This is a genomic window from Aggregatibacter actinomycetemcomitans, from assembly GCF_023518055.1.
GTDB lineage: Bacteria > Pseudomonadota > Gammaproteobacteria > Enterobacterales > Pasteurellaceae > Aggregatibacter > Aggregatibacter actinomycetemcomitans.
In genome coordinates this window covers 857,752-880,861 of record NZ_CP085096.1, presented here as the reverse complement: position 1 = coordinate 880,861, position 23,110 = coordinate 857,752, and the positions used below count along the sequence as shown (strand labels likewise).

Below are 23,110 nucleotides of genomic sequence, written 5' to 3'. Positions count from 1 at the left end.
TTTTTATTGAGATAAATAGTTACGAACCACTTCCTGATCGGAAAAATGATATTTGGTTTTGCCGATAATTTGATAGTCTTCGTGCCCTTTACCGGCAATTAAAATAACGTCATTTTCCACCGCACTTTTAATCGCGGTAGCAATGGCTTGTGCACGCTGATGAATAACTTGCACGCTTTGCGGATGAACAAAACCGTTTAAAATATCCGCCATGATTTTCTTCGGTTCTTCCGTGCGTGGATTGTCGTCGGTGGCAATAACATGATCCGCCAACTGCTCGGCAATTTTTGCCATTAGTGGGCGTTTACCGCTGTCACGATCGCCGCCACAGCCAAAAATGCACCAAAGTTTACCACGGCAATGTAGTCGTGCCGCCTGTAAGGCTTTTTCCAATGCGTCGGGTGTATGTGCATAATCCACAATCACCGTCGGTTTCTGTGGTGTGTGTAGCATTTCCATACGACCGCATACGCCGGTTAATTTATGTACGCTGTTAATGAGGCCGGATAAGGGATAATCAAGCGTTAGCAAGGTTGCGGTCACCAACAATAAATTGCTCACGTTAAACGCACCGATAAGCGGGCTTTGTAATTCGCCGTTGCCCCAGGAGGATTCAAACTGAATCGTTGCACCTTTGTGATTAAAACGCACATCGACAGCTTTCAGCCAGTTGGCTTGTTGCGGGAGAAAATCCGCCTTAGCGCTGACCGCCACAGCATGAGGCATTTCCGCCAACCACACCGCACCGACGGGATCATCCGCGTCAATAATCTGATAACGACTATCCAGCTCGGTAAACAGGCGTTTTTTTGCCGCTGCGTAATTTTCCATGGTGTGATGGTAATCCAAATGATCGCGGCTTAAATTGGTAAACACCGCCGCGCTGAAATGCACGGATTCTACCCGATGCTGTACCAAACCATGGGAAGACACTTCAATCGCCGCAAAGTCTGCCCCTTTTGCGACGAAATCCGCCAGCGAAGATTGAATCTCGACGGCGGAACCGGTGGTATTAGCGGCTTCTTTTACCTGACCGAATAAACCGTTACCGATGGTGCCCATCACAGCACCGGTGTGTCCTAACAGTTGCGTCCATTGTGCCAATAATTGGGCAGTTGTAGTTTTGCCGTTGGTACCTGTCACGCCCACCAAAGTTAAGTGTTTGGAGGGATATTGATAAAACACATCGGCGAGACGGGATAAATTTTCGCTTAGCCGATAAAAGGCAATGAGAGGAATCCCCTGTTCGTAATGAACCTGAAGATGTTGCTGTGCAGAATCGGCTTCAAAAATGACCGCACTTGCGCCGTTGCGTAAGGCTTGCGGAATGTATTGGCGACCGTCGGTTTGGTGCCCTTTAATGGCAATAAAAAGACAGCCGGCCTTTGCAGTACGGCTGTCTAATGTCATTTCGGTAAGGTTGATGTCTCCGGCAATATCAATCCCTAAAAGTGCGGTTAATCGGTGCATTGTTTTTTCTCATCAATTTAGTTTACGCCACTCGCTTTTTTATCACTCAAACGCACAGTGCGTTTTACCGTTTTTTCCTGCCCCAAACCATCCGGCGCAATATTGTTGGCGCGTAATGCGTAACCCATAATGCTGGAGAACAACGGTGCAGATACTGCACCACCGTAGTATTGACCTGCTTTCGGATCGTTAATCAGAACCACCAAAGCATAACGTGGGTCGGAAATCGGTGCGATACCTGCGGTGTACGCCACATATTTATCTACATAACGACCGTTTTCCAATTTTTTCGCCGTACCGGTTTTCACACCGACACGATAACCATCCACCATGGCACGACCGTTTTTAATCGCCACTTTTTCCATCATGTTAACCACTTCACGGGTGATTTTTTCAGAGAACACACGATTCCCCACTACCGGCGGATCTACTTTAGTAATGGATAACGGGCGATAAATCCCAAAACTGCCTAACGTCATATAAGCACGTGCAATTTGTAAAGGCGTAGCATTGATTCCGTAACCATAAGCCACATTGGCGCGCTCAATATCCGACCAACGGGCACGATGTGCATTCAATAAACCGGATTGCTCACCGATTAAACCTAAATCCGTTGCTTTACCTAATCCCGCATTTTGATAGGTTTCCATCAACGCATTCGGCGGCATACGCAACGCCAAACGGCTCACACCACGGTTACTGGAGTTTTCCAAAATACCGTCTAAAGTTAATTTATCACGAGGTGCCACGTCTTTGACTGCATGACCGTTTAAGACTAACGGACCGGTATTAATCACTTCGTCACGACGCACTGCACCACGTTGAAGTGCGGTCAAAACAACGAACGGTTTTACAGTGGAACCCGGTTCAAAGGTATCGGTAATCGCACGATTTCGCGTCAATTCGGATTTCAGACCGGTACGGTTATTCGGGTTATAAGACGGCGCATTCGCCATCGCCAGCACCTCACCGGTCCGTACATCCACCAACACGGCGGTGCCTGATTCCGCTTTATTTTCCGCCACCGCTTTCTTAATTTCACGGTACACCATGGATTGTAATTTTTCGTCGATACTTAAGGTCACGTCTTGCGCATCATATTTCTTCACATCCGCAATATTTTCCACGATGTTGCCAAGTTTATCTTTACGATAAGTACGCAAACCGGACTTGCCGATCAACATGGAATCAAAACTTTTCTCGATACCTTCAATACCCGCCCCATCAATGTTGGTATAACCAATTAAATGTGCGGTTTCTTCCACACGAGGATAAAAACGGCGAGACTCTGATTTCAACACAATGCCGGTAATTTTTAAATCTTTAACATAGCTTGCCAGTGTCGGGGAAATCTGACGGGATAAATACACGAAGCGGGATTTCGGATCTTTTTCCACCCGTTTAAGTAAATTGCTGTATGAAATACCCAAGGCTTCCGCCAGTTTTTGCCAACGTTCTTTATCCTTCAGCGAGTTTTCATCAAAAATGAATTTTGGATCGGCAACCACGGAATACATCGGCACGCTAACGGAAAGCAACTGACCATTACGATCTAAAATCGAACCGCGTACGAACTGTACTTCCTGTTTGCGCAAGGAGCGCTTATCCGCCTCGTTAACCAACGGATCGGCATTCACAATTTGAATGTAAGCCGCTTGAGCGATAAGTGCGGTTAACCCCACCACAATAAAACTTAGTGCGGAGAAATAACGGCCTTTCAGGAAACTTCTTTCATAGACTTGTTTCGGTTTGTTCGGTTTTACCGCAGAACCGCTTTTAGAAGAAGTTTTTGTCGTTTTCTTTGGTTTTAAAGGTTTTACCGATTTATTAAATTTCACCATTTTCATCACCTTCAGCTTTACTCAAGAATAACAACTTCTTGTTCGGGGGTTGCACGCTGCATGCCTAATTGTTTGGCAATTGCTTCAATTCGAGTGTTATCGCTTTGTGTCGCCTCTTCCAATTTTAAATTTAAAAATTCGTTTTCTAATGCTTGGTGCTGAAGAACCAAATCGCCTTTTTCCGCCACCAGACTCCGCGTTTTATGGGTAATCCACACTGTGCCGAGCGCAGTAATGACAATCAAAAATAACAAGATAAAGACAAACTTATTCGACGTAAATAAGTCTTCCATAATAATGTCTTGTAACGGGTATCTATCGTTATTTTCCAACATCAGTTTATTCTCTCCGCAATGCGCAACACGGCACTTCTGGCTCTTGGGTTTTGTACAATCTCGGCTTCACTCGGCATAATCGCTTTACCGATCACTTTTAACCTCCGATTGCGCTGAATTTGATCTTCGCGTAACGGAAGCCCTTTCGGAATGACTTCGCCTTGGCTTTGTTTGCGCATAAATTGCTTGACCATACGATCTTCCAGCGAATGGAAACTGATCACGGATAAACGCCCCTTAGGGGCTAACACGCTTAATGCGGACTGCAATACATTTTCCAATTCATCCAACTCGGCATTAATATAAATCCGAATTGCCTGAAAGCTGCGGGTTGCCGGATGTTTGTATTTATCTTTAAACGGCACTGCCTGTGTAATGAGTTCTGCGAGTTGCAAAGTGCGCGCTAAAAATTCACCGCCATTTTGCACCGCACTTTTGTTGTAGTCGACGATGACTTTGGCGATGCGCTTGGCAAAACGTTCCTCACCGAAGGTTTTTAACACCCATGCCAAATCCTGCTCGGAAACCTGTGCAAGCCATTCGGCAGCAGATATGCCTTTTGAACTGTCCATCCGCATATCTAACGGACCATCTTTCATAAAACTGAAACCGCGTTCTGCATCGTCCAATTGCGGCGAAGACACGCCAAGATCAAGCAAAATGCCATCAACCTTGCCGACTAAACCGAATTTTTCACAAATCGGCAGGATTTCCGAGAAAGTATTGTGTTCAATATGAAAACGCGGATCTTGAATTTTTTGTGCTTCAGCTACCGCCTGCGGATCGCGATCGATGGCAATCAACTTGCCGTTCACCGATAATTGGGAAAGGATTAAACGGGAGTGTCCACCACGCCCAAACGTACCATCAATATAAATGCCGTTTTCTTTCAACGCCAAGCCGTCCACGGTTTCATGTAATAAAACCGTCAAATGCTCAGTTGAAGAAAAGGTATTTAAATGCGTCATAATCCATTACCAATGGTAAATAAAAATTACAATGTAAAATAAAGAGAAGATAGAGCGGCGTAACTGCCGCTTATCTTTTGCTAGTGCCGCTGTTCTGTGAGTTTGCCTCTTATAATGACAGCGTTTTTAATTTTTCCGATAATGCAAAAGTATCCGTTGCACCTAATGCCATGTCTTGTTCCACCTGGGCTTTCCATTCCGCATCACTCCAGATTTCAAATTTATTTAATTGCCCGACCAGCATAATGGATTTTTCTAATTTGGCGTGTTGGCGCAGTGGACCGCTAATTAAAATCCGCCCTGCACTATCCAACTCACACTCGGTGGCATAACCCAACATCACCCGTTGCAAACTGCGTTGTACAGGATCAAAGTTGGAAAGTTCGAGTAGCTTTTGTTCAATAACTTCCCATTCCTGCAACGGATAAAGCAATAAACAAGGTTGACGAATATCCACGGTGCAAACCATTTGCCCTTGATTTTGTTCCAAAAGTTCGGCGCGATGGCGGGTCGGGATAGAAATTCTACCCTTCGCATCTAAATTAACCGCCGAAGCTCCACGAAACATGAATTTATTCCTTTTTTCCGTTTGGATGGTCAGAATTTGGGATTTATTTCCAAAATTCTCCACAAAAAACCACTTTCCACCACTTTTCGCTAAGTTTATTATTTGTTTGCTCAAGTTGCAAGCTGTTTCAGGATCTTCTACGTAAAGTTTTTTAAGCCAGGATCTTTTTAAGCCGAAATCACAGATATAAAAAACACCCTGCCAATTTTCATTAGCAGGGTGTGTGCTTTAAATGCTTACCACAAAAGTGCGGTAGAAATTTTTATTGTTTTGCGAAGTTATCCTCTAACGCATCAGGATCCGGTTCACCCGAACGTTTAACCAATATGAAGAACAATACAACGCATACGATGGTGGTTGCGAAACCTAAATAAACAGACAACTGATAATCTAAGCTAAAACCGATCTTGTTGTAGTACAGGTAGGTCGCACAAACGGTGGTGATAAACCATGCCGGGATTGAAGCTACCCAGTGGAATTTATGGTAGCGATACAAATAAGCTGCCGCTGTCCATAACATCACCATAGCGGTCATTTGGTTTGCCCAAGTGAAATAGCGCCATAACACGCTGAAGTCAATGGTAGAGACAAAATAACCTAGCGCAAACAATGGAAGTGCAATCAATAAACGTTTGGAAAGTACACGTTGATCAATATGGAAGATTTCCGCCAATTGTAAACGTGCTGCACGGAAGGCTGTATCGCCGGATGTAATTGGTAATACCACTACACCTAGCACGGCAAAAATCCCCCCTACAAAACCTAGGAAATGTAATGAACTGTCATATACAACCTTAGACGGTGAACCCGCAGTGATCGCGTCTTGTAACGCTTGTGGATTCTCATAGAATGCAAGACCGACCGTACACCAGACTAAAGCAATAATACCTTCCGTAATCATTGCACCATAGAAAATAAAGCGACCCTCTTTTTCATTTTCTGCACAACGTGCCATTAATGGAGTTTGAGTGGCATGGAAGCCGGACAGTGCACCACAGGAAATGGTTAAGAACAGGAGCGGCCAAATCGGAACATCACCTTTTACTTGGAAGTTTTGTGTAAATTTATCCCAAGTTAAACCTTGACCGTCTGCATCCACCGTGCGGAAAAATTCAATTGGATCCGCAGCACTGAAATGTGCAGAGACTAAACCATACACCATACCCACAGACATGAAGAGTAATAACGCACCAAAGAGCGGATAAATTCGACCGATAATTTTATCAATTGGCAATAAGGTAGCAAGGATATAGTAAGCAAAAATAGCGAGTGTCCAAACAGAAACTACTGTTGCTTTATCCATGCCCCATACTTGAATACCACCGGCTTCAACGGAATGATGTAGCGCTTCAGCATCACCTAGTTGCAAAGCACCTTGTGATACGCCGAAAATATCCATCGTGATGGTACCCATTAACTGTGCAGGGCTTGCCACAAATACCACCCCGACTAATAAAAGAAGAATCAGCGCTAAAAGATTAATGAAAACTTTAACGGGACGACCTAAAAATTTGCCTGCCAAATAAGGCATGGTTGCGCCACCGTGACGAATACTTAACATACCGCAGAAATAATCGTGCACCGCGCCGGCAAAAATACAACCGAGCACAATCCACAACATTGCCACCGGTCCGTATAACGCTCCCAGAATCGGACCAAAAATCGGACCGGTACCGGCAATATTTAGTAATTGGATTAACCAAATTTTGGTTTTGGACATTGGCATGTAATCCACGCCATCAGTGAGTTCGTAAGCAGGCGTTTGACGTTTGGGATTAATAGCAAAAATCTTTTCGACGACTTTGCCATAAATAAAATACCCTAAAATCAACATTAAAACACAGAAGAAAAACCACAACATATAAGCATCCTACAGAGAGAGAAAAGTGAATTTAATGAATCAGAGAAATCATCGGTTCGGGTTGATTTAAACTCGAAACCGAGCAAGCGAAGCTATTTTAGGGTGCGGTTACTATTAAGTAAATAAACTATGATCCTTCGCTTCAAAATATCTTTACAAAATGTGATATTAATCACATTTTCATGCTGAACGAAAAGTGCGGTATAAATTTCTTATGTTTTAAACAAAAAATCGCCGGGTTATACGCTTTATCAAAACTGATTCCGTCACAGAAATCATGTTATATCACTACCCTGAAAACATGAAATTCCACTTAATTTTAGGACAATTTTAATTGGTGCTGATTGTGGCCTGCCGGATGACCAATAGTAAATAACAAGGGGCGACATTCCGCCCACTTTTCGATACCTACTTCACTACCCATTTAGCATAAATTCTCGGACATTCATTATTATTCTTAATCTTCGCAATCCCCTTATTCAGGTTCTCTTGTAGGGTTTAGCCTACTTTAAAAACGCTTGGAAAAATCACCGCACTTTTTAGACGCTTTTCATAGCCAAGCGCTCAAAGGCAAGTACTTTGTTTTCCAGTCTGCGCAACAAGAGTGTTGCGATACCGGTGATAATCAGATAAATACCACCGGCAATACCATAAATCGTAAGCGCATCGTATTCCGTGCCATAAAGTTGGCGGGCGTAGCCCATAATGTCCATGATGGTAATAGTGGACGCCAACGCTGTGCCTTTAAACACCAAAATAATTTCGTTGGAATAAGAAGGCAATGCACGTTTTAACGCATACGGAATCAGGATTTTCAAGGTTTGCAAACGGCTTAACCCAAGCGCTTCGCAACTTTCCCACTGTCCTTTCGGAATGGCTTTTACCGCGCCGTGGAATAATTGGGTGGAGTACGCCGCACTGTTTAACGCCAATGTCAACGCCGCGCAAAACCACGCATTAGATAACACTGACCACAAGGGGCTGTTGACGATCCATTGAAATTGTCCAGGACCGGCATAAATAAGGAAAAATTGCACCAATAACGGCGTGCCGGTAAATAAAGTAAGGTATAAATTGACCGCACTTTTAACCGCTTTATTGCCCATAGCAAGCAAAACGGTCAGCACCAGCGCCAAGAAAAACGCAATCGCCAGTGAAATAACGGTTAATAACAAACTGGTGGGAATGCCTTGTGCAATAACGCTTAAATACTCTTGAAACATCATTACACTCCTCTTTCAAAGCGGGTAAAACGCAGTTGTAATTTACGGATACCCACCTGGCTCACTAAAGTAACCAGTAAGTAAATCAAGGCAGCAATGCCATACCACGTGAAAGGCTGATGGGTATTGGTGTTAATCAGCTGTGCCTGACGCATTAAATCATCCACCCCGATTAAAGAAATGAGTGCAGTATCTTTCAACAACACCAACCATTGATTGCTCAAGCCCGGCAGCGCGTGGCGCCATACTTGCGGCATCACGATATGAATGAAAGTATAGCCTTTACTCAAGCCTAATGCCGCGCCGGATTCCCATTGTCCTTTAGCAATCGCCTGAATGGCACCGCGCAACGTTTGTGAAGCATAAGCCGCAAAAATAAGGGAAAGGGCGAACACACCGCAACCGAACGCACCGAATTCAATGTAATCGCCGGTGATCATTTCCACCACTTCGCTGGAACCGAAATACACCAATAACACCACCAGAATTTCAGGCAAGCCACGCAATAAGGCGACAAACACCACCATCGGTTTGCCCACAAAGCGGTTTGCTTCCAGCACGGCGAACAGCATGCCCAAAATCAGCCCAAACACCAACGAACAAACCGCAAGCCCCAAGGTCATTAGGGCTGCGGTAAACATTAAAGAAAAATAATCGGAAAACATAAGATTATTTGGTCATCCATTTATCATAGATTTTTTGATACTCACCGTTGGCTTTGATCGCCGCCAAACCTTTATTCAGGCTTTCCGCCAAGGCTTTGTTGGATTTGTTCATGGCGATGCCTAAACCGTTACCGAAATATTTTTTATTGGTCACTTTGTCACCGACAAATTGAATTTCCGGTTCTTTGGAAATCATGTCCGCAAGCACGGCGGTATCACCGAAAATAATATCGATACGCCCGTTTTTTAAGTCCAGAATCGCATCTTGCAGGCTGGCGTAAGATTTCGATGCATATTGTTTGGTTTCGGCAACGGTATATTGCTGGAAGGTGGTGCCGTTTTGCACGCCGACATTTTTCGCGCTGTCCAATGTGGCTTTGCCTTTCAGCGCCACATAGCTTGCGGTGCTGTCATAATAAGGATCGGAGAATAACACTTGTTTCGCGCGCGCCTCGGTAATATCCATGGCGGAAATTGCCGCATCAAAACGCTTTGATCTTAAATTGGTAATTAACGAATCAAAGGCTTCACCTTTAAAATGGCAGGTAGCTTGAATTTCTTTACAAATGGCATTCGCAATGTCCACATCAAAACCGATAATTTCGCCCTTTTCGTTAGTGAATTCAAACGGCGGATAGCTCGGTTCCATGGCGAAAGTTAAATCCTGTGCGTTAGCCACAACGGCGGAACCCAATAAAATGGCGCTTAGCAGTAATTTTTTCATGTTATTTCTCCTACTCAATGTTAAATATTATGTGATAAATATTGTTTGAATTGTCCCGTATGCGACTGTTCAAAGCAGGTCTTATCGCCGATTTCAATAATATGCCCCTGCTCCATATATACTACTTTGGTCGCCACTTTTTTCGCCACATTCACTTCGTGGGTGACGATAACCTGCGTAATACCGGTTTGTTGCAATTCTTCAATAATGGAGACGATCTGCGCGGTAATTTCCGGATCCAGTGCCGCCGTCGGTTCATCGAACAACAACACTTGCGGTTTCATCATTAACGCACGGGCAATCGCCACACGCTGTTGCTGACCGCCGGACAAATGCAACGGGAAACGATCGGCGAATTCATCCAAACGCAAACGCTGTAATAATTCAAGCGCTTGTTGCTTGGCTTCCGTTTCGCTAACGCCCAGAATGTTCATCGGTGCTTCAATTAAATTTTGTATCACCGTCATGTGCGGCCACAAATTATATTGCTGGAACACCATGCCGACATCGCGACGCAATTGGCGAAGCTGTTTCGGGTCGTTACCGGAAGATAAATTAAACTGATTATTGGCAATGCTCAATTTACCGGATTGCGGCACTTCCAACAGGTTCAGGGTACGGATTAAGGTGCTTTTCCCCGCCCCACTTGGTCCCAGCAACACTAGTACATCGCCATCATCGGCGGTTAAGTTAATATCAAACAAGGCTTGGTTCGCGCCATAAAAAAAATTCAAATTCTCAACACTAATTGTCATTGTTTGTTACTTCTCTACATTTAGTCATCGTTAAAATTGAAAACATATTAGTATTTAGTGAATAATTATGCAAATGAAACTTATAAAAAATCCCAACTCATTTTGGGATTTTAAAAACGTTTGTCAAAATGACCGCACTTTTATTCTGCTTTCGCCATTTCGAATTCAATTAACATCATCAAAATGTGAATCACTTTAATGTGGATTTCCTGAATACGATCTGCGTAACGGAAATGCGGCACGCGAATTTCCACATCAGCAAGCCCCGCCATTTTGCCACCGTCTTTGCCGGTCATCGCAATCACCTTCATACCTTTGGCTTTTGCCGCTTCAATAGCGTTAAGCACGTTTTTAGAATTGCCGGAGGTGGATAAACCGAACAGCACGTCGCCTTTTTGCCCCACGGCTTCTACATAACGGGAAAACACATAATCGTAGCCGAAATCGTTACTTACGCAGCTCAAATGGCTGACATCGGAAATGGCGATTGCCGGATAACCGGGACGGTTTTCACGGTAGCGGCCGGTTAATTCTTCCGCAAAGTGCATGGCGTCACAATGTGAACCGCCGTTCCCGCAAGACAGCACTTTACCGCCTTGTTTAAAACTATCAGAGATTAATAATGCCGCCTGTTGAATCAATTTAATGTTGTTGTCATCAGATAAAAATTTGTTTAATACGTCCGCCGCTTCGGTAAGCTCGGCTTTGATTTGATCGAAATACATCTGGTTCTCCTTTTGAGTTTTTCTTTAACGTGAAAAGTCGGTAGATTGTATGCAAAAACAGCGTATCGCTCAATACCCGAGAAATTCATTAGCCGCAGAAATTATCGGGGGATAATCAATTCCCGCACTAAATCCACCACAAATTCTAACCGCACTTTATTGTCCGTTAAATCTTTGCTAAAGCGGAATTTGTGCGGGCCGTCGAAGCGATAGACGGAGGGATTGCGTTGGATCAGCTGCAAAAAGATCGTCGGGTCCAAATCGGCGTTCGGCGCAAACTCAATAAAGCCGCCCTGCGCATTGGCATCCAATCGAATAACGTTGAGCGGTTTTAAATCCAGACGCAATTGGGCGATTTGCAATAAATTGCGAGTGGCTTGTGGAAGCGCACCGAAGCGGTCAATAAGCTCCACTTTTAACTCGTCCAAGGCTTCCGTATTTTCTGCGCCGGCAATGCGTTTATAGAAAGACAGGCGCATATTCACATCGCCCAAATAATCTTCCCGCAACAGGGACGGCACGCGCAAATCGATTTCCGTTTGTTGCTGGGTCAGTTCGTCCAACGACGGTTCACGCCCTTCTTTTAGGGCCTTCACGGCGCGTTCCAGCAATTCCATATAAAGAGAAAAACCGATGCTTTCAATTTGCCCGCTTTGTTCGTTGCCCAGCAATTCGCCGGCACCACGGATTTCCAAATCGTGGGTTGCCAAGATGAAGCCCGCCCCGAGGTTATCCAGACTTTCCAAGGCTTCTAAACGTTTTTGCGCGTCTTTGGTCATCAGTTTTGGCGGCGGAGTGAGCAAATAGGCATAGGCTTGATGATGGGAACGCCCTACTCGCCCACGAAGCTGGTGTAACTGCGCCAAGCCGAAATTATCGGCGCGTTCAATAATAATGGTATTAGCGGTCGGCACATCGATGCCCGTTTCAATAATGGTAGAACACACCAACACGTTATAACGTTGATGATAAAAATCCGACATCACGCGCTCCAGCTCCCGCTCGCGCATTTGCCCGTGCCCCACGGTGACGCGCGCTTCCGGCACAAGTGCGGTCAGTTTTTCCGCCGTATTTTCAATGCTCGCCACATCGTTATGCAAATAATACACCTGCCCGCCACGCAGAATTTCACGCAAAATCGCCTCGCGAATGACCAAATCGTCCGTTTGACGCACGAACGTTTTAATGGTTAAACGACGCGCCGGCGGTGTAGAAATAATGGAAAGATCGCGAATGCCGTTCATCGCCATATTTAAGGTGCGCGGAATCGGCGTTGCGGTGAGGGTGAGAATATCAATGTTGGCACGCAATTGTTTCATTTTTTCTTTCTGACGCACACCGAAGCGATGTTCTTCGTCAATAATCAATAAGCCCAGATCGTGAAATTGCACATCACCCTGAATGATTTTATGAGTGCCGATCAGAATATCCACTTTGCCGTCGGCTAAATCCTGAATCACCTGTTTTTGTTCTTTGGCGGTTTTAAAGCGGGACAGCATTTCCACGTTTACCGGCAGGTTGGCGAAACGGTCTTTGAAATTATCAAAATGTTGTTGCGCCAACAACGTGGTCGGCACCAAAACGGCGACCTGTTTGTGATTCATCACCGCCAAAAACGCCGCGCGCATTGCCACTTCCGTTTTGCCGAATCCCACATCGCCGCACACCAAGCGGTCCATGGCTTTCGGTTGGGTCATGTCGGAAATCACCGCGTTAATAGCCATCAGCTGATCATGAGTTTCTTCAAAAGGAAACGTCGCGGTGAATTGTTGAAATTCTTCACGATCATATTGAAACGCAAAGCCTTTTTGCGCTTCACGCTGGGCATACACGTCTAATAATTCCGCCGCCACATCGCGGATTTTCTCGGCGGCTTTGCTACGTGCTTTGCCCCAAGCTTCAGAACCTAATTTGTGCAACGGCGCCGTTTCATCGGAACCGCCCACATAGCGGCTGATCAAATGTAAAGATGCCACCGGCACATACAATTTGGAATCGTTAGCATAGTTAAGCAGCAAATATTCCGCTTTCACGCCGCCGTTTTCCAGCGTTACCAAACCGCCATAGCGCCCTACGCCATGATCCAAATGCACCACAGGCTGACCGATTTGCAGTTCCGCCAGGTTACGAATTAAGGTGTCGGGATTCACCGTGCGGGATTTGTCCCGTTGCCGTTGTTGCACGCGTTCGCCCAACAATTCAGTTTCACAAATAATCGCAAGCGGCGTACCTTGTTCAATGATAAAGCCATGCTCCAATGGGCTGACCATTAACGAAAATTTTTGTTCTTCCGCCCGTGCTAAGGTATGAATTTGTTTCGGTTTAAGTTTTAACGGCGCAAGCAGACTCAGCAAGGTTTCACGACGGCCTTCCGTTTCCACGATAAATAAAATATTGCCTTTAAATTGCTCAATAAATTGACGCAGTTGATGCAAAGGTTCTTTTTGTTGAGATTGAATGGTCAACGGTGGCAGCGACGCAATCACTAAATTTTTCTGCCGCGCAGACGACCGCACTTTTTCCGCTTTTAGCGCAATAGCGGGATACTGTTTCAAGTGACGATTCACTTCATCAATGCGCAACCAAAGTTTATCGGGCGGTAACAACGGGCGCATAGGATCCACGCGACGACTTTCAAAACGCTGTTGTGCATCGGTGTAAAAACGCTCGCCTTGGTCTTGATTTTGCTCGGCGGTAGTAAACAGCGTATTTACCGGAAAATAATTGAACAAGGTTGCCATTTGCTCAAAAAACAGCGGCTGCCAATATTCAATGCCCGCAGCCAGCGTGCCTTTGCTGACCTGTTGATAAATGTGTTCCGGATCCCGTCGAATTTCCCCGAATTCCGCCCGAAATTGGCTACGGAAAAATTCAATACCCGTGCTATCCGTCGGAAATTCATGTGCCGGCAATAAATTAATTTGGTCGATTTCCTGCAACGTACGCTGGGTGTCCACATCAAAAGTGCGAATGGAATCAATTTCATCATCAAAAAAATCTAAGCGAAAAGGCACCGCACTTCCCATCGGGAACAAATCCAACAACGCACCGCGCACCGCATATTCGCCATGTTCCAATACCTGCTCCACCGCACGATAACCCGCTTTTTCCAATTGTAGGCGAAGAGATTCGATGACAAAACGATCGCCTTTATTAATCAACAATACGTTATGCTGCAAATAAGACGGCGGGCAAACCCGTTGCATTAAGGTGGCGACAGGTAAAATGAAAATGCCTTGTTTGCGCTGTTGCAAATGAAACAAAGCGCTCAAGCGCGCGGAAATAATATCTTGATGAGGCGAAAAACTATCATAAGGCAGGGTTTCCCAATCGGGGAAAAAAGTCACGTTTTGCAATAATTCGGAAGGCGTCAGTTGCGTTAATTCTTTCGCCAAACGCACCGCACTTCGGGTGTCATTGGTCACCACCACGGTTAGACCGTCAAACTGCGCGGCAATTTCGCTAATGGCGAGGCTATCCGCACCGGGCAGGATATTGGCTAAAATTTTATGATCATTCGCTTGGGTAGGAATTTCGAGATGAAAAAATTGAGTTTGCATAAAACGACAAAAGAGTAAGAAAAAAATTGCCGTTAGTTTAGCGCAAACGAGGGGGATTTCCAATAAAGATCTGTATAAAAAGACAGTAATTCTACCTAGGGCAAGGCATTGCCTCGGGTATTACAGTTGTTCGAAACATTATAATTCATTGATATTTTTTTAAATATCTTGCCTTCCTCCGTTTACGGGGGGACAAAACGCATTGCGTTTTGAGCGTTGGCTCTGCCAACGCCCCCAAAGGGGTGAGCAAGTAAGTTTACGAACTTGCGAATAACGTGCCCGAAGGGCGGAAGGGGGGATTTATCTTGATGTTTTCACAAGATCATGCTTAAAAATTGAGATTTCCCCCCCTCAGGGCTTCGCCCAGCTCCCCCGTGAACGAGGGGAACCAAGTTTTTTCTTTTTATATAAATAGTTACAATGTTTCGAACAGTTGTGCCCCGGGTATCCCCGCTTAGTGCGTTTCTTTCTCCTCCGCCGTTTTTTCCTTCGGTTCGGGATCTTCATCAAACTTCACCACCGGTACGCAGCCTCGGCAAGTGCCTTGATCCACGCCTGCTTCTTTGCAGAAATCGGAATACGCATCCCAAGCGCGTTTTAACCAACCTTTTTTGGCTTCTTCAGCCATAGTTGCCTCCTTAGTCGTGCCGTTTTATTCTGGGTTGTTATCATAAGAAGGCGAAATTTTTTTGCAACCCTTTCTTCACTTCCAACCGACAATTTTTCAGCCACGTTTTTTTATGTTGAATGTCATCAGGGCGTTTGCAATAGGCTGTCAATAAAGGAAAATCCCGCTCCCCGCTTAATTTCATCAAGCGCCGAATAGCGGGCAAGGCAAACGCCAACGGCAGGAAGAAATCGGCAAAATCCGCCAAGCATTGCCAATCGGTTTCATTGAGCGACCAATCCGTTTCGGTTCCGACAAATTGCGTCGCCAGCGGGTGCAACGAAAGGGGCAGATTACGTTTAAATTGTTGCTCCGCCTGTTGCACCAACGCCCGTCCGCGCTCCGTCAGCGGGCACAATGCCACTACGGAATAACAGCCGCTGCCTGCATCTTTGCCTTCGCTGAAATGCACCAAAATAAAACCGCACTTTTGCCAAAACGCCAGCAGCTCGGGGGTGTAACCGAAACTGACGGAAAGGAAATCCACCGCACGTTGTTGTTTAACTCGTTCGATTAAACGTTGCCCCAGTCCCCGCTGCTGCCAGTTGGGTTGCACGGCGATACGGGAAATGCGCAGTGAACGCAATTTACACGCCTGTTCCAATCCCGCCTGAAAACACAACATTTGCGCCACCAAATTACCACGTGGACGACGTTGTCCGCGCCGAATTTTACGAATTAATGCGTCGTCACCAAATTTGCCCTCAGGCACCGCCCACACACAACCCAACAAGGCCTCCTGCGTCTGCGCAAGATAAAATTGTTGTCGCGGCGCATCCAATAATCGACGTAAATCCAACGGCGAGGTTCGGTAATGCGCCAAGGTCAGCAAGCCATAAACCGATTCGATTTGATAAGGCGGAATCTGTTCTTCGTAAGAAATCTGAATCTGTTTGGCAAGGTTGGCATCGTAACGCGGTTGCGTCAGACGATCTTCGCAATCACACAACAACAATTCATCAATAAAGCGCTCCAGTTTGTCATCCGCCTGCCAACGTAACGGGCTGAACAATTCAAAATGCCGCAAAGTGCGGTCGGTTTTCGTCATGAATTTTAACAAGAAGCCCCTGCCCGTGCCTTCGTAGCTGTGAATGGTGGTCGTCAGCACAATACGTTTAAAGGCAGTCGTTAAATCAAACAGCGTATCCAACGGAATCATCGCCGCTTCGTCCACAAATAACCACGAATCCGCAAATTGCTGTGGATTTTCACCAACCTTTTGGCGCAGTTCATCAGGTGGCATAAAGGGGATTTCGACACCGGAAAATTCATTGAAAATCTTGACCGCACTTTTGTTCGGCGCCGTCAATAGAACGGGCTTATTTGCCGCTAATTGCTGTTTGGCGAACAAGCCCGCCAAAGCGGATTTTCCCCGCCCGCGCTTTGCCGTAACGATTAACATCTCCGCGTCAGATGTCGCCATTTGCCGCAATAAATGGGCTTGTTCCAAGGTCGGTTGGTGTTGTTCTGAAAGCGACTTTTCAATCTTAGGGAAAACGAGCGCAGACGGCAAATGTTGATAAATGGGGAAGCTGTATTTCCGGATTTTTTCTTGCAGAAAGGCAATAAAGTGCGGTGTGTTTATCGGGTGTTTTTCACTGCTCCAACGCAGGCTGTCGCCGTCGGGTTGTGCCGCCAAATCCTGCCACTCATTGAATAACAGCAACAATGTGCCGCCTTCCGACAACGCACCGGCGGCAATAGCGAGGGCATCTAAATGAATGCCTTGGCGCCCATCATAAATGAGCGCGGGGAATTCGCTGCCGAGCAGATTTTTACTTTTGCTAAAAGGGAAATGAAGTTGAGCGGAAAAGTGCGGCAAAACACCGCCAATCCACACCGCACTTTTCAGGGCAGGAAAGTATTCCCATTGGCGCGCTAACGTGGCATCGTCGCCAACAAGGAGAATTAGCTGCCGCGCCATGCTTTACCAACCCCGCGAATACGGATCCATCCAGTCTACATTGATATTTTTATTGCTTTTATAGAGCGGTTCGCTTTCGCCGCGAATTTGGCGTTCAATAGATTCTCGTTGCGTGTGAAAACGGCGAAACGCGTCGTCTATCGTTTGTCGTTGCTTTTGCACTTGGTTTTCAACAGAACGACTGTCGCCCGCCAAGCCTTGCCGGCGTTTGCGTTCGTTGAGACGATCGCGAAAGTGCCGTTTCAAATCGCGGCATTCAAATTCACGAATGTTATTCACACCGTGATTGAGTTGTTGATACTTAAATTGAAAATAATCGTAAGAAGACTGATCGTCAAAAATCGTACGCGCCGACGCTTTGCCCACAATCTTCGACAACTCGTCATTGATCATATCTTTTAATAGCCGTTTTTCAAGGGCGGTAACACGTTTATCCGATTGCTTGCCCAATTCCGGTAACAAACAATATTCCAGGTTATTTTTGGCTAAAATGAATTTTTCCATGTCTTCCGTGGAAATTTTGTATCTTGGATCCTGATATTTCGGTTCATGCGTGCGGCGGATGCTGAAAACGGCATGTTCTTCATCGTCATTATGCTGCACGGAAAAGGACGGATAACTGGGCTCAAATTGCGGATAAGGATAATAACCCGCGCAGGCGGTTAAAATAGAAATCGGTAAAACAAGTAAGTATTTTTTTAACATGATATTCCTTAGGTTGAAAATAGATGAATCATTGCCTCGCTGCAGCAACCTTAAAAGTCCGAATTACGTGTAACTATATATGATATGGCTTTAATATAAATGGCGACTGAAGCAAGAATGCCCGTTTGACCCTGATTTTCCGAAATAGTTTACGCATTCCGAATTTTTCTTACTTCTCGCTCAGATACGGATCGACAAAGCCAAGCCCTATCATAATTTGCGTTTCCAGGCTTTCCATTTCCTCCGCTTCGTCATCTTCAATATGATCATAACCAAGTAAATGCAAACTGCCGTGCACCACCATGTGTGCCCAATGCGCCATGAGCGGTTTCTCTTGCTCTTGGGCTTCGCGCTCCACCACTTGACGGCAAATCACCAAATCGCCCAATAGCAGCAGCTCCACTTCATCAGGGCATTCAAAAGGGAAAGACAGCACATTAGTGGGGCGATCTTTGCCACGATAATTAAGATTTAATGCGTGGCTTTCCGTCTCATCCACAATGCGTACAGTCATCTCAACTTCCCCGCTTTGCGGTTGCACTGCCGCCGTTGCCCATTGTTCAATTTGCGCTGCCGTCGGCAAGCCATTTTCATCTGCGCAGGCGATTTGTAAATCAATAATCATCTTACCCATGTTGCTCCCCTAAATTCATCGCCATTTCCGACCGCATTTTGCACGAGTTTACAGCAGTATACAGGATGATTTTCACCCTGCAATTGCACAGTAAAGATAAAACCACGACGGGTAACAGAAAAACTAAAATGTTTTTTAATTAAAGAAAAGGTGTTTATCCCCCGCTCCGCATAAAAAACGTAAACGCTTGCTATCTTGCGATTCAAGAGTGAAAGTTCGGTTAAATTGTTTGTTCAAAACCCTGCCTCAAAAGTGAACAAAAAAGTAGCAGACAATATAGCACAATTTGCATCGAAAGAGACTAGACGCAATAAAATTGCTCTTCCATAAAATATACTTTTTAGAAAAACAACAAAATTTGATTTAGTTAAGTTAAAAAAGCGTAAAAAATACAACTTTCCTACAAGGAAAAAGAAATAAATCGCGACATCTCTAAATCCACACATATTTAAGTATTTTTTGTAATTAAAGTTAAAAGTTGTAAATTTACTGTAAAATCAATAGGGAAAGTAGAAATAGCTCATTTACAATAACCCTTAACATACTGTTAATTAAAAATTTTCGCAATCACAATACATACATATACGTAGTGAATTTATTATTCTAAAAAACTTGCATTTTAATTTTTCAGGACTATATGCCACTCGTTTATTTAATTCCACAAGATTATTAAATAAATGACATTAAGTTCAAACTCAAGGATTCTTGAATTTTATTTTCTATAAACAACAAAGGAGCATTAAGACAATGTTAAATACCTTAATTACGAAAGCATACATCAAAGCAACCGAAGCAATCCGTTCTTTCAAAAAAAATCAAGCAGGTGTGACTGCAATTGAATACGGTTTGATCGCCATTGCTGTTGCCGTGTTAATCGTTGCTGTATTCTACAGCGACAATGGTTTTATTAAGGGCTTACAAAACAAGTTCAATGATTTGACTAAGACAGTATCAAGTGCGAGCGTTAGTAAATAAAACGTAAAACTAGCAAAATAGAATAGCTCTGACTAATAGAGCTATTCTACACTCTATATTAGAATTAATTATGATGGATTTACTGGATTACTTTTATCGTCAAGTAGTCTTTTTTTCGTGTAAGTTTTACAGAAATCGACAAGGGATTACTTCTGTTGAGTATGGGCTAATTGCTGTGGCTATTGCTGTTTTTGTAGTCGCCGTTTTAGTCGAGGATAACAGCTTTATTAAGGCGTTGTCAGGTAAGTTCTCGGATTTAACGACCACTGTCTCTGACGCCATAGTTAGCAAAAGTAGCTAAGAAAAATGATAAAAAAATGAACTGGCTTATTAATACTTTAGTAGTCATAACGATCTTACTGCTGACTACTTTATCTGTAACTGACATTCGTTCTCGGATTATTAGTAACCGAGTCGTTTTGTTTCTGTTATTCGTCATTATTCCGTTCAGTTTATTAAAATATCAGACTATCTTTGTTATTCCCGCCTTATGTACACTTATTATCGGATTTTTACTGTTTTCTTTGCACTTCATAGGTGCAGGAGATATTAAGCTTGCTTCGGTGCTAATGCTAGCCGTTCCAAGTGACGAAATTTTTTCTTTTTTCTTCTTTACAACATTTGCCGGATTGGGACTAATTATTATCGGTTGGTTATTTTTCCGTGAATCAATTAAAGAAAACGGATTGCCTTATGGCGTAGCAATAAGCCTTGGCTTTATGATAAACATGGCTCTATCAAATTAATTTTGATTGAGCGGAGACTTTACTTTGTTAAAATTTAATTAAGGGTAAAAAATGAATTACAGAACGCTCTTGATCATTTCAGTGCTTACGCTAGCGGTTGGCATTGGTGGCATTATGTTTATGCCAACATTTGACAATACTGAAAATCAACAAACAATAATAAATAATCAGCAGGTTCCGGAAGCTGAGAAAAAACCGGAAAAGCTAATTTTAACTGCCGAGTTAAAGAATGACGTAAGCAAAGGTCATTTATTACAGGCAGATGATTATATTTTAAATGAGATTTCTGTCCCTGAAGACAGTGCACTAGTCGACAATGACCTAAGAGAGGCTACGACTAAAAATGGTATTCAGGGATTACAAGGCTATTTAATGGCAGAAAATGTCAGAGCTGGTTCTTTTCTATCCAACAAATCTATTATCTCTCCGAACGATCCTAGATTCTTTACATCCAGCCTAGATCCGAATCAAGAAGTTGCATATCGCATCTATGTTAAATCTGGTGATGATTACATTCTAAATACTATTTTAAGTGGAGACTATGTTGCTATCTATAGCCAACAAATTGCTTCAGATTCGCGCAACACTTATGATCGTAAAGATTTAGTTAAAATTTTAGGTAAAGTATTGGTTTTACAAGCAAGAAACTTTACTCAATCAACAGAACAAGGTGCTCCTGAAGCTGAAAAGGCAGCAGACGGGATTCCAAACAATCAAGAATATGCTGGTTATGTAGCACTAAAAATAACTGCTGAACAAGCAAAAAAATTCTATTCACTGGATAGAGAATCAAAGTTAGTTATATTACCTGCCGAAAATAATACTCAAGAAGTTGATTCACGCGGTGTATTCATCAGAAAATTAAGAGGTCAATAAGATGCAAAATTGGAATCATACTTTTGGCAAAAAACAATTAATATGCTGTGCAGTTCTCGGGGCAATGTTCTCATTAAATGCGTACGCACAAAATTTCTCTCTGGATAAAGGTGCAACCCAGTTGGTTCAAACAAAAGAAAAGATCGACACTATTTTCGTCTCTTCACCAAATATTGCCGACTATGAAATTTTAGACGACAACACCTTTATTATCTACGCAAAGGAGGAAGGTAGAACAGAAGTTACTGCTTTCGGAGCAGATGGTCGTCCCTTAACATCCGATACTGTTAATGTTGATTCTGTTGTGACCAGTATTGCAGACACGAATAAACAACTTAAAAGCCGTTTCCCAAATACTAATCTATCTGTAAAAAAAGTAGGCAAGGCTTATGTAATTGAGGGAAAAGCCCGTTCTCAAGAAGAAAGCGATGAGGTTCGCAGAATTGTAGGAGAAGCTTTAGGAAGTGGTAGAAAGGTTACTGAAACAAAATTAGGAGAAGACTCTTTACCATTCTTAGACAAATATCATTACGATGGTGTCGTTGATAACGCAAATATTGCCGATACAACCCAAATTAATGTGAAGCTTTCTGTTGTAGAGGTAAATAAAAAACTTTCTGAGGCAATGGGCATTAACTGGAGCCACGTTGCCGGTAGTGGTCCATTAGTCGGAGGTAACTTCGGTTTCGGAGGTGGATTCAATGGAAATCAAGGTGTATTACGTTTAGATGCGAAAGGTATTTCTGCCTTTATTAATGCTTTAGATAACCAAAGTAATGGTAAAGTTCTGGCCGAACCGAACATTTCTATGTTATCCGGTGAAACTGCCGATATCTTAGTGGGGGGAGAAATCCCATTTGCACAGCGGGATAGAGATGGTTCACCAACAATTATCTATAAGGAGTTTGGGATAAAACTCGCTGTTGCGGCTAAATTGCAAAAAAATAATCGTATTCGTTTAGCCTTAGATCAAACAGTAAGCACTATTGCAGGTAACTATAACTTTGATGGAATCGGGAATATTCCGTTCTTTAATACCCGTAAAGCAAAATCTTTATTTGAGGTAGCTAACGGAGAAAGTTTTATTATCGGTGGCTTATTCAGCTCAAATGACCTTGAAGGTATAAACAAAGTTCCTCTTTTAGGAGACATCCCAATTTTAGGTTCTTTCTTCCGTAGTGCAACAACTGAGCGCGATAAAAAAGAGTTAGTTATCGTGGCAACAGTAAATGTAGTAAAACCGGTAAATGAAAAAGATGTTATTTACCCTGATTTTGAAAAAACCGGAACAATGGAAAGATTCTTCCATACGACTCCGTTAAAGAATGTTTATTACAAAACATTAACATCTAACTTCTTAAAAAATAGTGGGTTCATACAATGAGAAAATTAGTTATCACGGCCTCCATTGCATTGGCCTCAATTACCGCCCCGGTAACAACATTTGCAATCAGTGAATTTGTTAACGATACGACTGTTGCACAACCGGTACAAAATAGTGAATTTAATCGTACACAGTTAGTCGATCGTTATGTATTACCGGATTACTCTAATGTCAGTTATAGTAATTTATTTAATTCCGTTATTCGTGATATAGGTAGTAACAACCAAAAGCAAATCAATATAATTTGGCGTGATGCTACGGCAAAGAAAGCCGCAATGAAAATTCGTACAAAATTGATTAAAAATGGTATTACCTCTAAATCTATTTACTTAGAGAAAAAAGCACATAAAGCAAAAACATATCCAATCTATATTGAAGTAGCTCAAATTGCGCCCAAACCGGCACCTTGTGCATATCGTACCGGAGAAGTAGTTTTTTGGAATTCTAATGAGACTTCTTGTGCACTTAAAAGTAATCAGCGTGTTCAATTGAAGTATTAATAGA

Annotated in this window: 22 protein-coding genes; 6 read left to right on the top strand and 16 right to left on the bottom strand. The window is 43.6% G+C overall.

Annotated features, from left to right (window positions below):
• Positions 1-3 precede the first annotated feature (3 nt).
• The 16 genes from murE to ybeY form a co-directional block, all read right to left on the bottom strand.
• On the bottom strand, positions 4-1,470 hold the full coding sequence (gene murE / locus LIN98_RS04555; RefSeq protein ID WP_005546788.1) for a UDP-N-acetylmuramoyl-L-alanyl-D-glutamate--2,6-diaminopimelate ligase: 1,467 nt from the start codon (positions 1,468-1,470) through the stop codon (positions 4-6).
• Positions 1,471-1,487: 17 nt separating this feature from the next.
• Positions 1,488-3,311 carry a peptidoglycan glycosyltransferase FtsI gene (ftsI, locus tag LIN98_RS04550; RefSeq protein WP_005566708.1) on the bottom strand — a complete coding sequence of 608 codons (1,824 nt, stop codon included), beginning with the start codon at positions 3,309-3,311 and terminating at the stop codon, positions 1,488-1,490.
• Between the two features lie 17 nt (positions 3,312-3,328).
• A complete protein-coding gene (gene ftsL, locus LIN98_RS04545; protein ID WP_005546793.1) occupies positions 3,329-3,646 on the bottom strand; it encodes a cell division protein FtsL in 318 nt (105 codons plus the stop codon).
• Positions 3,646-4,614: a 16S rRNA (cytosine(1402)-N(4))-methyltransferase RsmH gene (gene rsmH / locus LIN98_RS04540; RefSeq protein WP_005546795.1), complete on the bottom strand. Its 969-nt coding sequence runs from the start codon at positions 4,612-4,614 to the stop codon at positions 3,646-3,648. The genes ftsL and rsmH overlap by 1 nt, the downstream gene beginning before the upstream one ends.
• 109 nt (positions 4,615-4,723) lie before the next feature.
• Positions 4,724-5,182, bottom strand: coding sequence for a division/cell wall cluster transcriptional repressor MraZ (gene mraZ / locus LIN98_RS04535; protein ID WP_005589475.1), 459 nt, complete (start codon positions 5,180-5,182; stop codon positions 4,724-4,726).
• 262 nt (positions 5,183-5,444) lie between these two features.
• The gene (locus LIN98_RS04530) at positions 5,445-7,043 is read right to left on the bottom strand and encodes a carbon starvation CstA family protein (RefSeq protein ID WP_005566702.1); all 1,599 of its coding nucleotides are present in this window, start codon (positions 7,041-7,043) and stop codon (positions 5,445-5,447) included.
• Positions 7,044-7,582: 539 nt separating this feature from the next.
• A complete protein-coding gene (gene artM, locus LIN98_RS04525; protein ID WP_005571490.1) occupies positions 7,583-8,266 on the bottom strand; it encodes an arginine ABC transporter permease ArtM in 684 nt (227 codons plus the stop codon).
• Between the two features lie 2 nt (positions 8,267-8,268).
• Complete coding sequence (gene artQ / locus LIN98_RS04520; protein ID WP_249856173.1) at positions 8,269-8,931, bottom strand: arginine ABC transporter permease ArtQ; 663 nt, start codon at positions 8,929-8,931, stop codon at positions 8,269-8,271.
• Between the two features lie 4 nt (positions 8,932-8,935).
• On the bottom strand, positions 8,936-9,655 hold the full coding sequence (locus LIN98_RS04515; protein ID WP_005571494.1) for a lysine/arginine/ornithine ABC transporter substrate-binding protein: 720 nt from the start codon (positions 9,653-9,655) through the stop codon (positions 8,936-8,938).
• Positions 9,656-9,675: 20 nt separating this feature from the next.
• On the bottom strand, positions 9,676-10,410 hold the full coding sequence (gene artP, locus LIN98_RS04510; RefSeq protein ID WP_005566692.1) for an arginine ABC transporter ATP-binding protein ArtP: 735 nt from the start codon (positions 10,408-10,410) through the stop codon (positions 9,676-9,678).
• A gap of 140 nt (positions 10,411-10,550) precedes the next feature.
• A complete protein-coding gene (gene lpcA / locus LIN98_RS04505; protein ID WP_005538945.1) occupies positions 10,551-11,135 on the bottom strand; it encodes a D-sedoheptulose 7-phosphate isomerase in 585 nt (194 codons plus the stop codon).
• A 101-nt stretch (positions 11,136-11,236) separates the two neighbouring features.
• Complete coding sequence (gene mfd, locus LIN98_RS04500) at positions 11,237-14,695, bottom strand: transcription-repair coupling factor (protein WP_014167632.1); 3,459 nt, start codon at positions 14,693-14,695, stop codon at positions 11,237-11,239.
• Between the two features lie 454 nt (positions 14,696-15,149).
• Entirely contained in the window at positions 15,150-15,323 is a 174-nt protein-coding gene (locus LIN98_RS04495) for a DUF5363 domain-containing protein (protein ID WP_005538949.1), read from the bottom strand.
• 40 nt (positions 15,324-15,363) lie between these two features.
• Positions 15,364-17,286, bottom strand: coding sequence for a tRNA(Met) cytidine acetyltransferase TmcA (locus LIN98_RS04490; RefSeq protein WP_148326131.1), 1,923 nt, complete (start codon positions 17,284-17,286; stop codon positions 15,364-15,366).
• 3 nt (positions 17,287-17,289) lie between these two features.
• On the bottom strand, positions 17,290-17,991 hold the full coding sequence (locus tag LIN98_RS04485; RefSeq protein WP_005589953.1) for a DUF5358 family protein: 702 nt from the start codon (positions 17,989-17,991) through the stop codon (positions 17,290-17,292).
• Positions 17,992-18,160: 169 nt separating this feature from the next.
• On the bottom strand, positions 18,161-18,625 hold the full coding sequence (gene ybeY, locus LIN98_RS04480) for an rRNA maturation RNase YbeY (RefSeq protein ID WP_005571506.1): 465 nt from the start codon (positions 18,623-18,625) through the stop codon (positions 18,161-18,163).
• 747 nt (positions 18,626-19,372) lie between these two features.
• Here ybeY and LIN98_RS04475 point away from each other — a divergent pair.
• The 6 genes from LIN98_RS04475 to LIN98_RS04450 all read left to right on the top strand — a co-directional run bounded on the left by LIN98_RS04475 (position 19,373) and on the right by LIN98_RS04450 (position 23,106).
• On the top strand, positions 19,373-19,600 hold the full coding sequence (locus LIN98_RS04475; RefSeq protein ID WP_053330353.1) for a Flp family type IVb pilin: 228 nt from the start codon (positions 19,373-19,375) through the stop codon (positions 19,598-19,600).
• A gap of 70 nt (positions 19,601-19,670) precedes the next feature.
• A complete protein-coding gene (locus tag LIN98_RS04470; RefSeq protein WP_041915475.1) occupies positions 19,671-19,901 on the top strand; it encodes a Flp family type IVb pilin in 231 nt (76 codons plus the stop codon).
• Between the two features lie 16 nt (positions 19,902-19,917).
• Entirely contained in the window at positions 19,918-20,346 is a 429-nt protein-coding gene (locus LIN98_RS04465) for an A24 family peptidase (protein WP_041915474.1), read from the top strand.
• Between the two features lie 51 nt (positions 20,347-20,397).
• The gene (locus LIN98_RS04460; RefSeq protein WP_148322048.1) at positions 20,398-21,222 is read left to right on the top strand and encodes a flp operon protein C; all 825 of its coding nucleotides are present in this window, start codon (positions 20,398-20,400) and stop codon (positions 21,220-21,222) included.
• 1 nt (position 21,223) lies between these two features.
• Positions 21,224-22,606, top strand: a complete 1,383-nt coding sequence (locus LIN98_RS04455; protein WP_014167629.1) for a type II and III secretion system protein family protein — start codon at positions 21,224-21,226, stop codon at positions 22,604-22,606.
• Positions 22,603-23,106, top strand: a complete 504-nt coding sequence (locus LIN98_RS04450) for an RcpB protein (RefSeq protein WP_005572885.1) — start codon at positions 22,603-22,605, stop codon at positions 23,104-23,106. Before LIN98_RS04455 ends, LIN98_RS04450 begins: the two co-directional genes overlap by 4 nt.
• Positions 23,107-23,110: the final 4 nt, after the last annotated feature.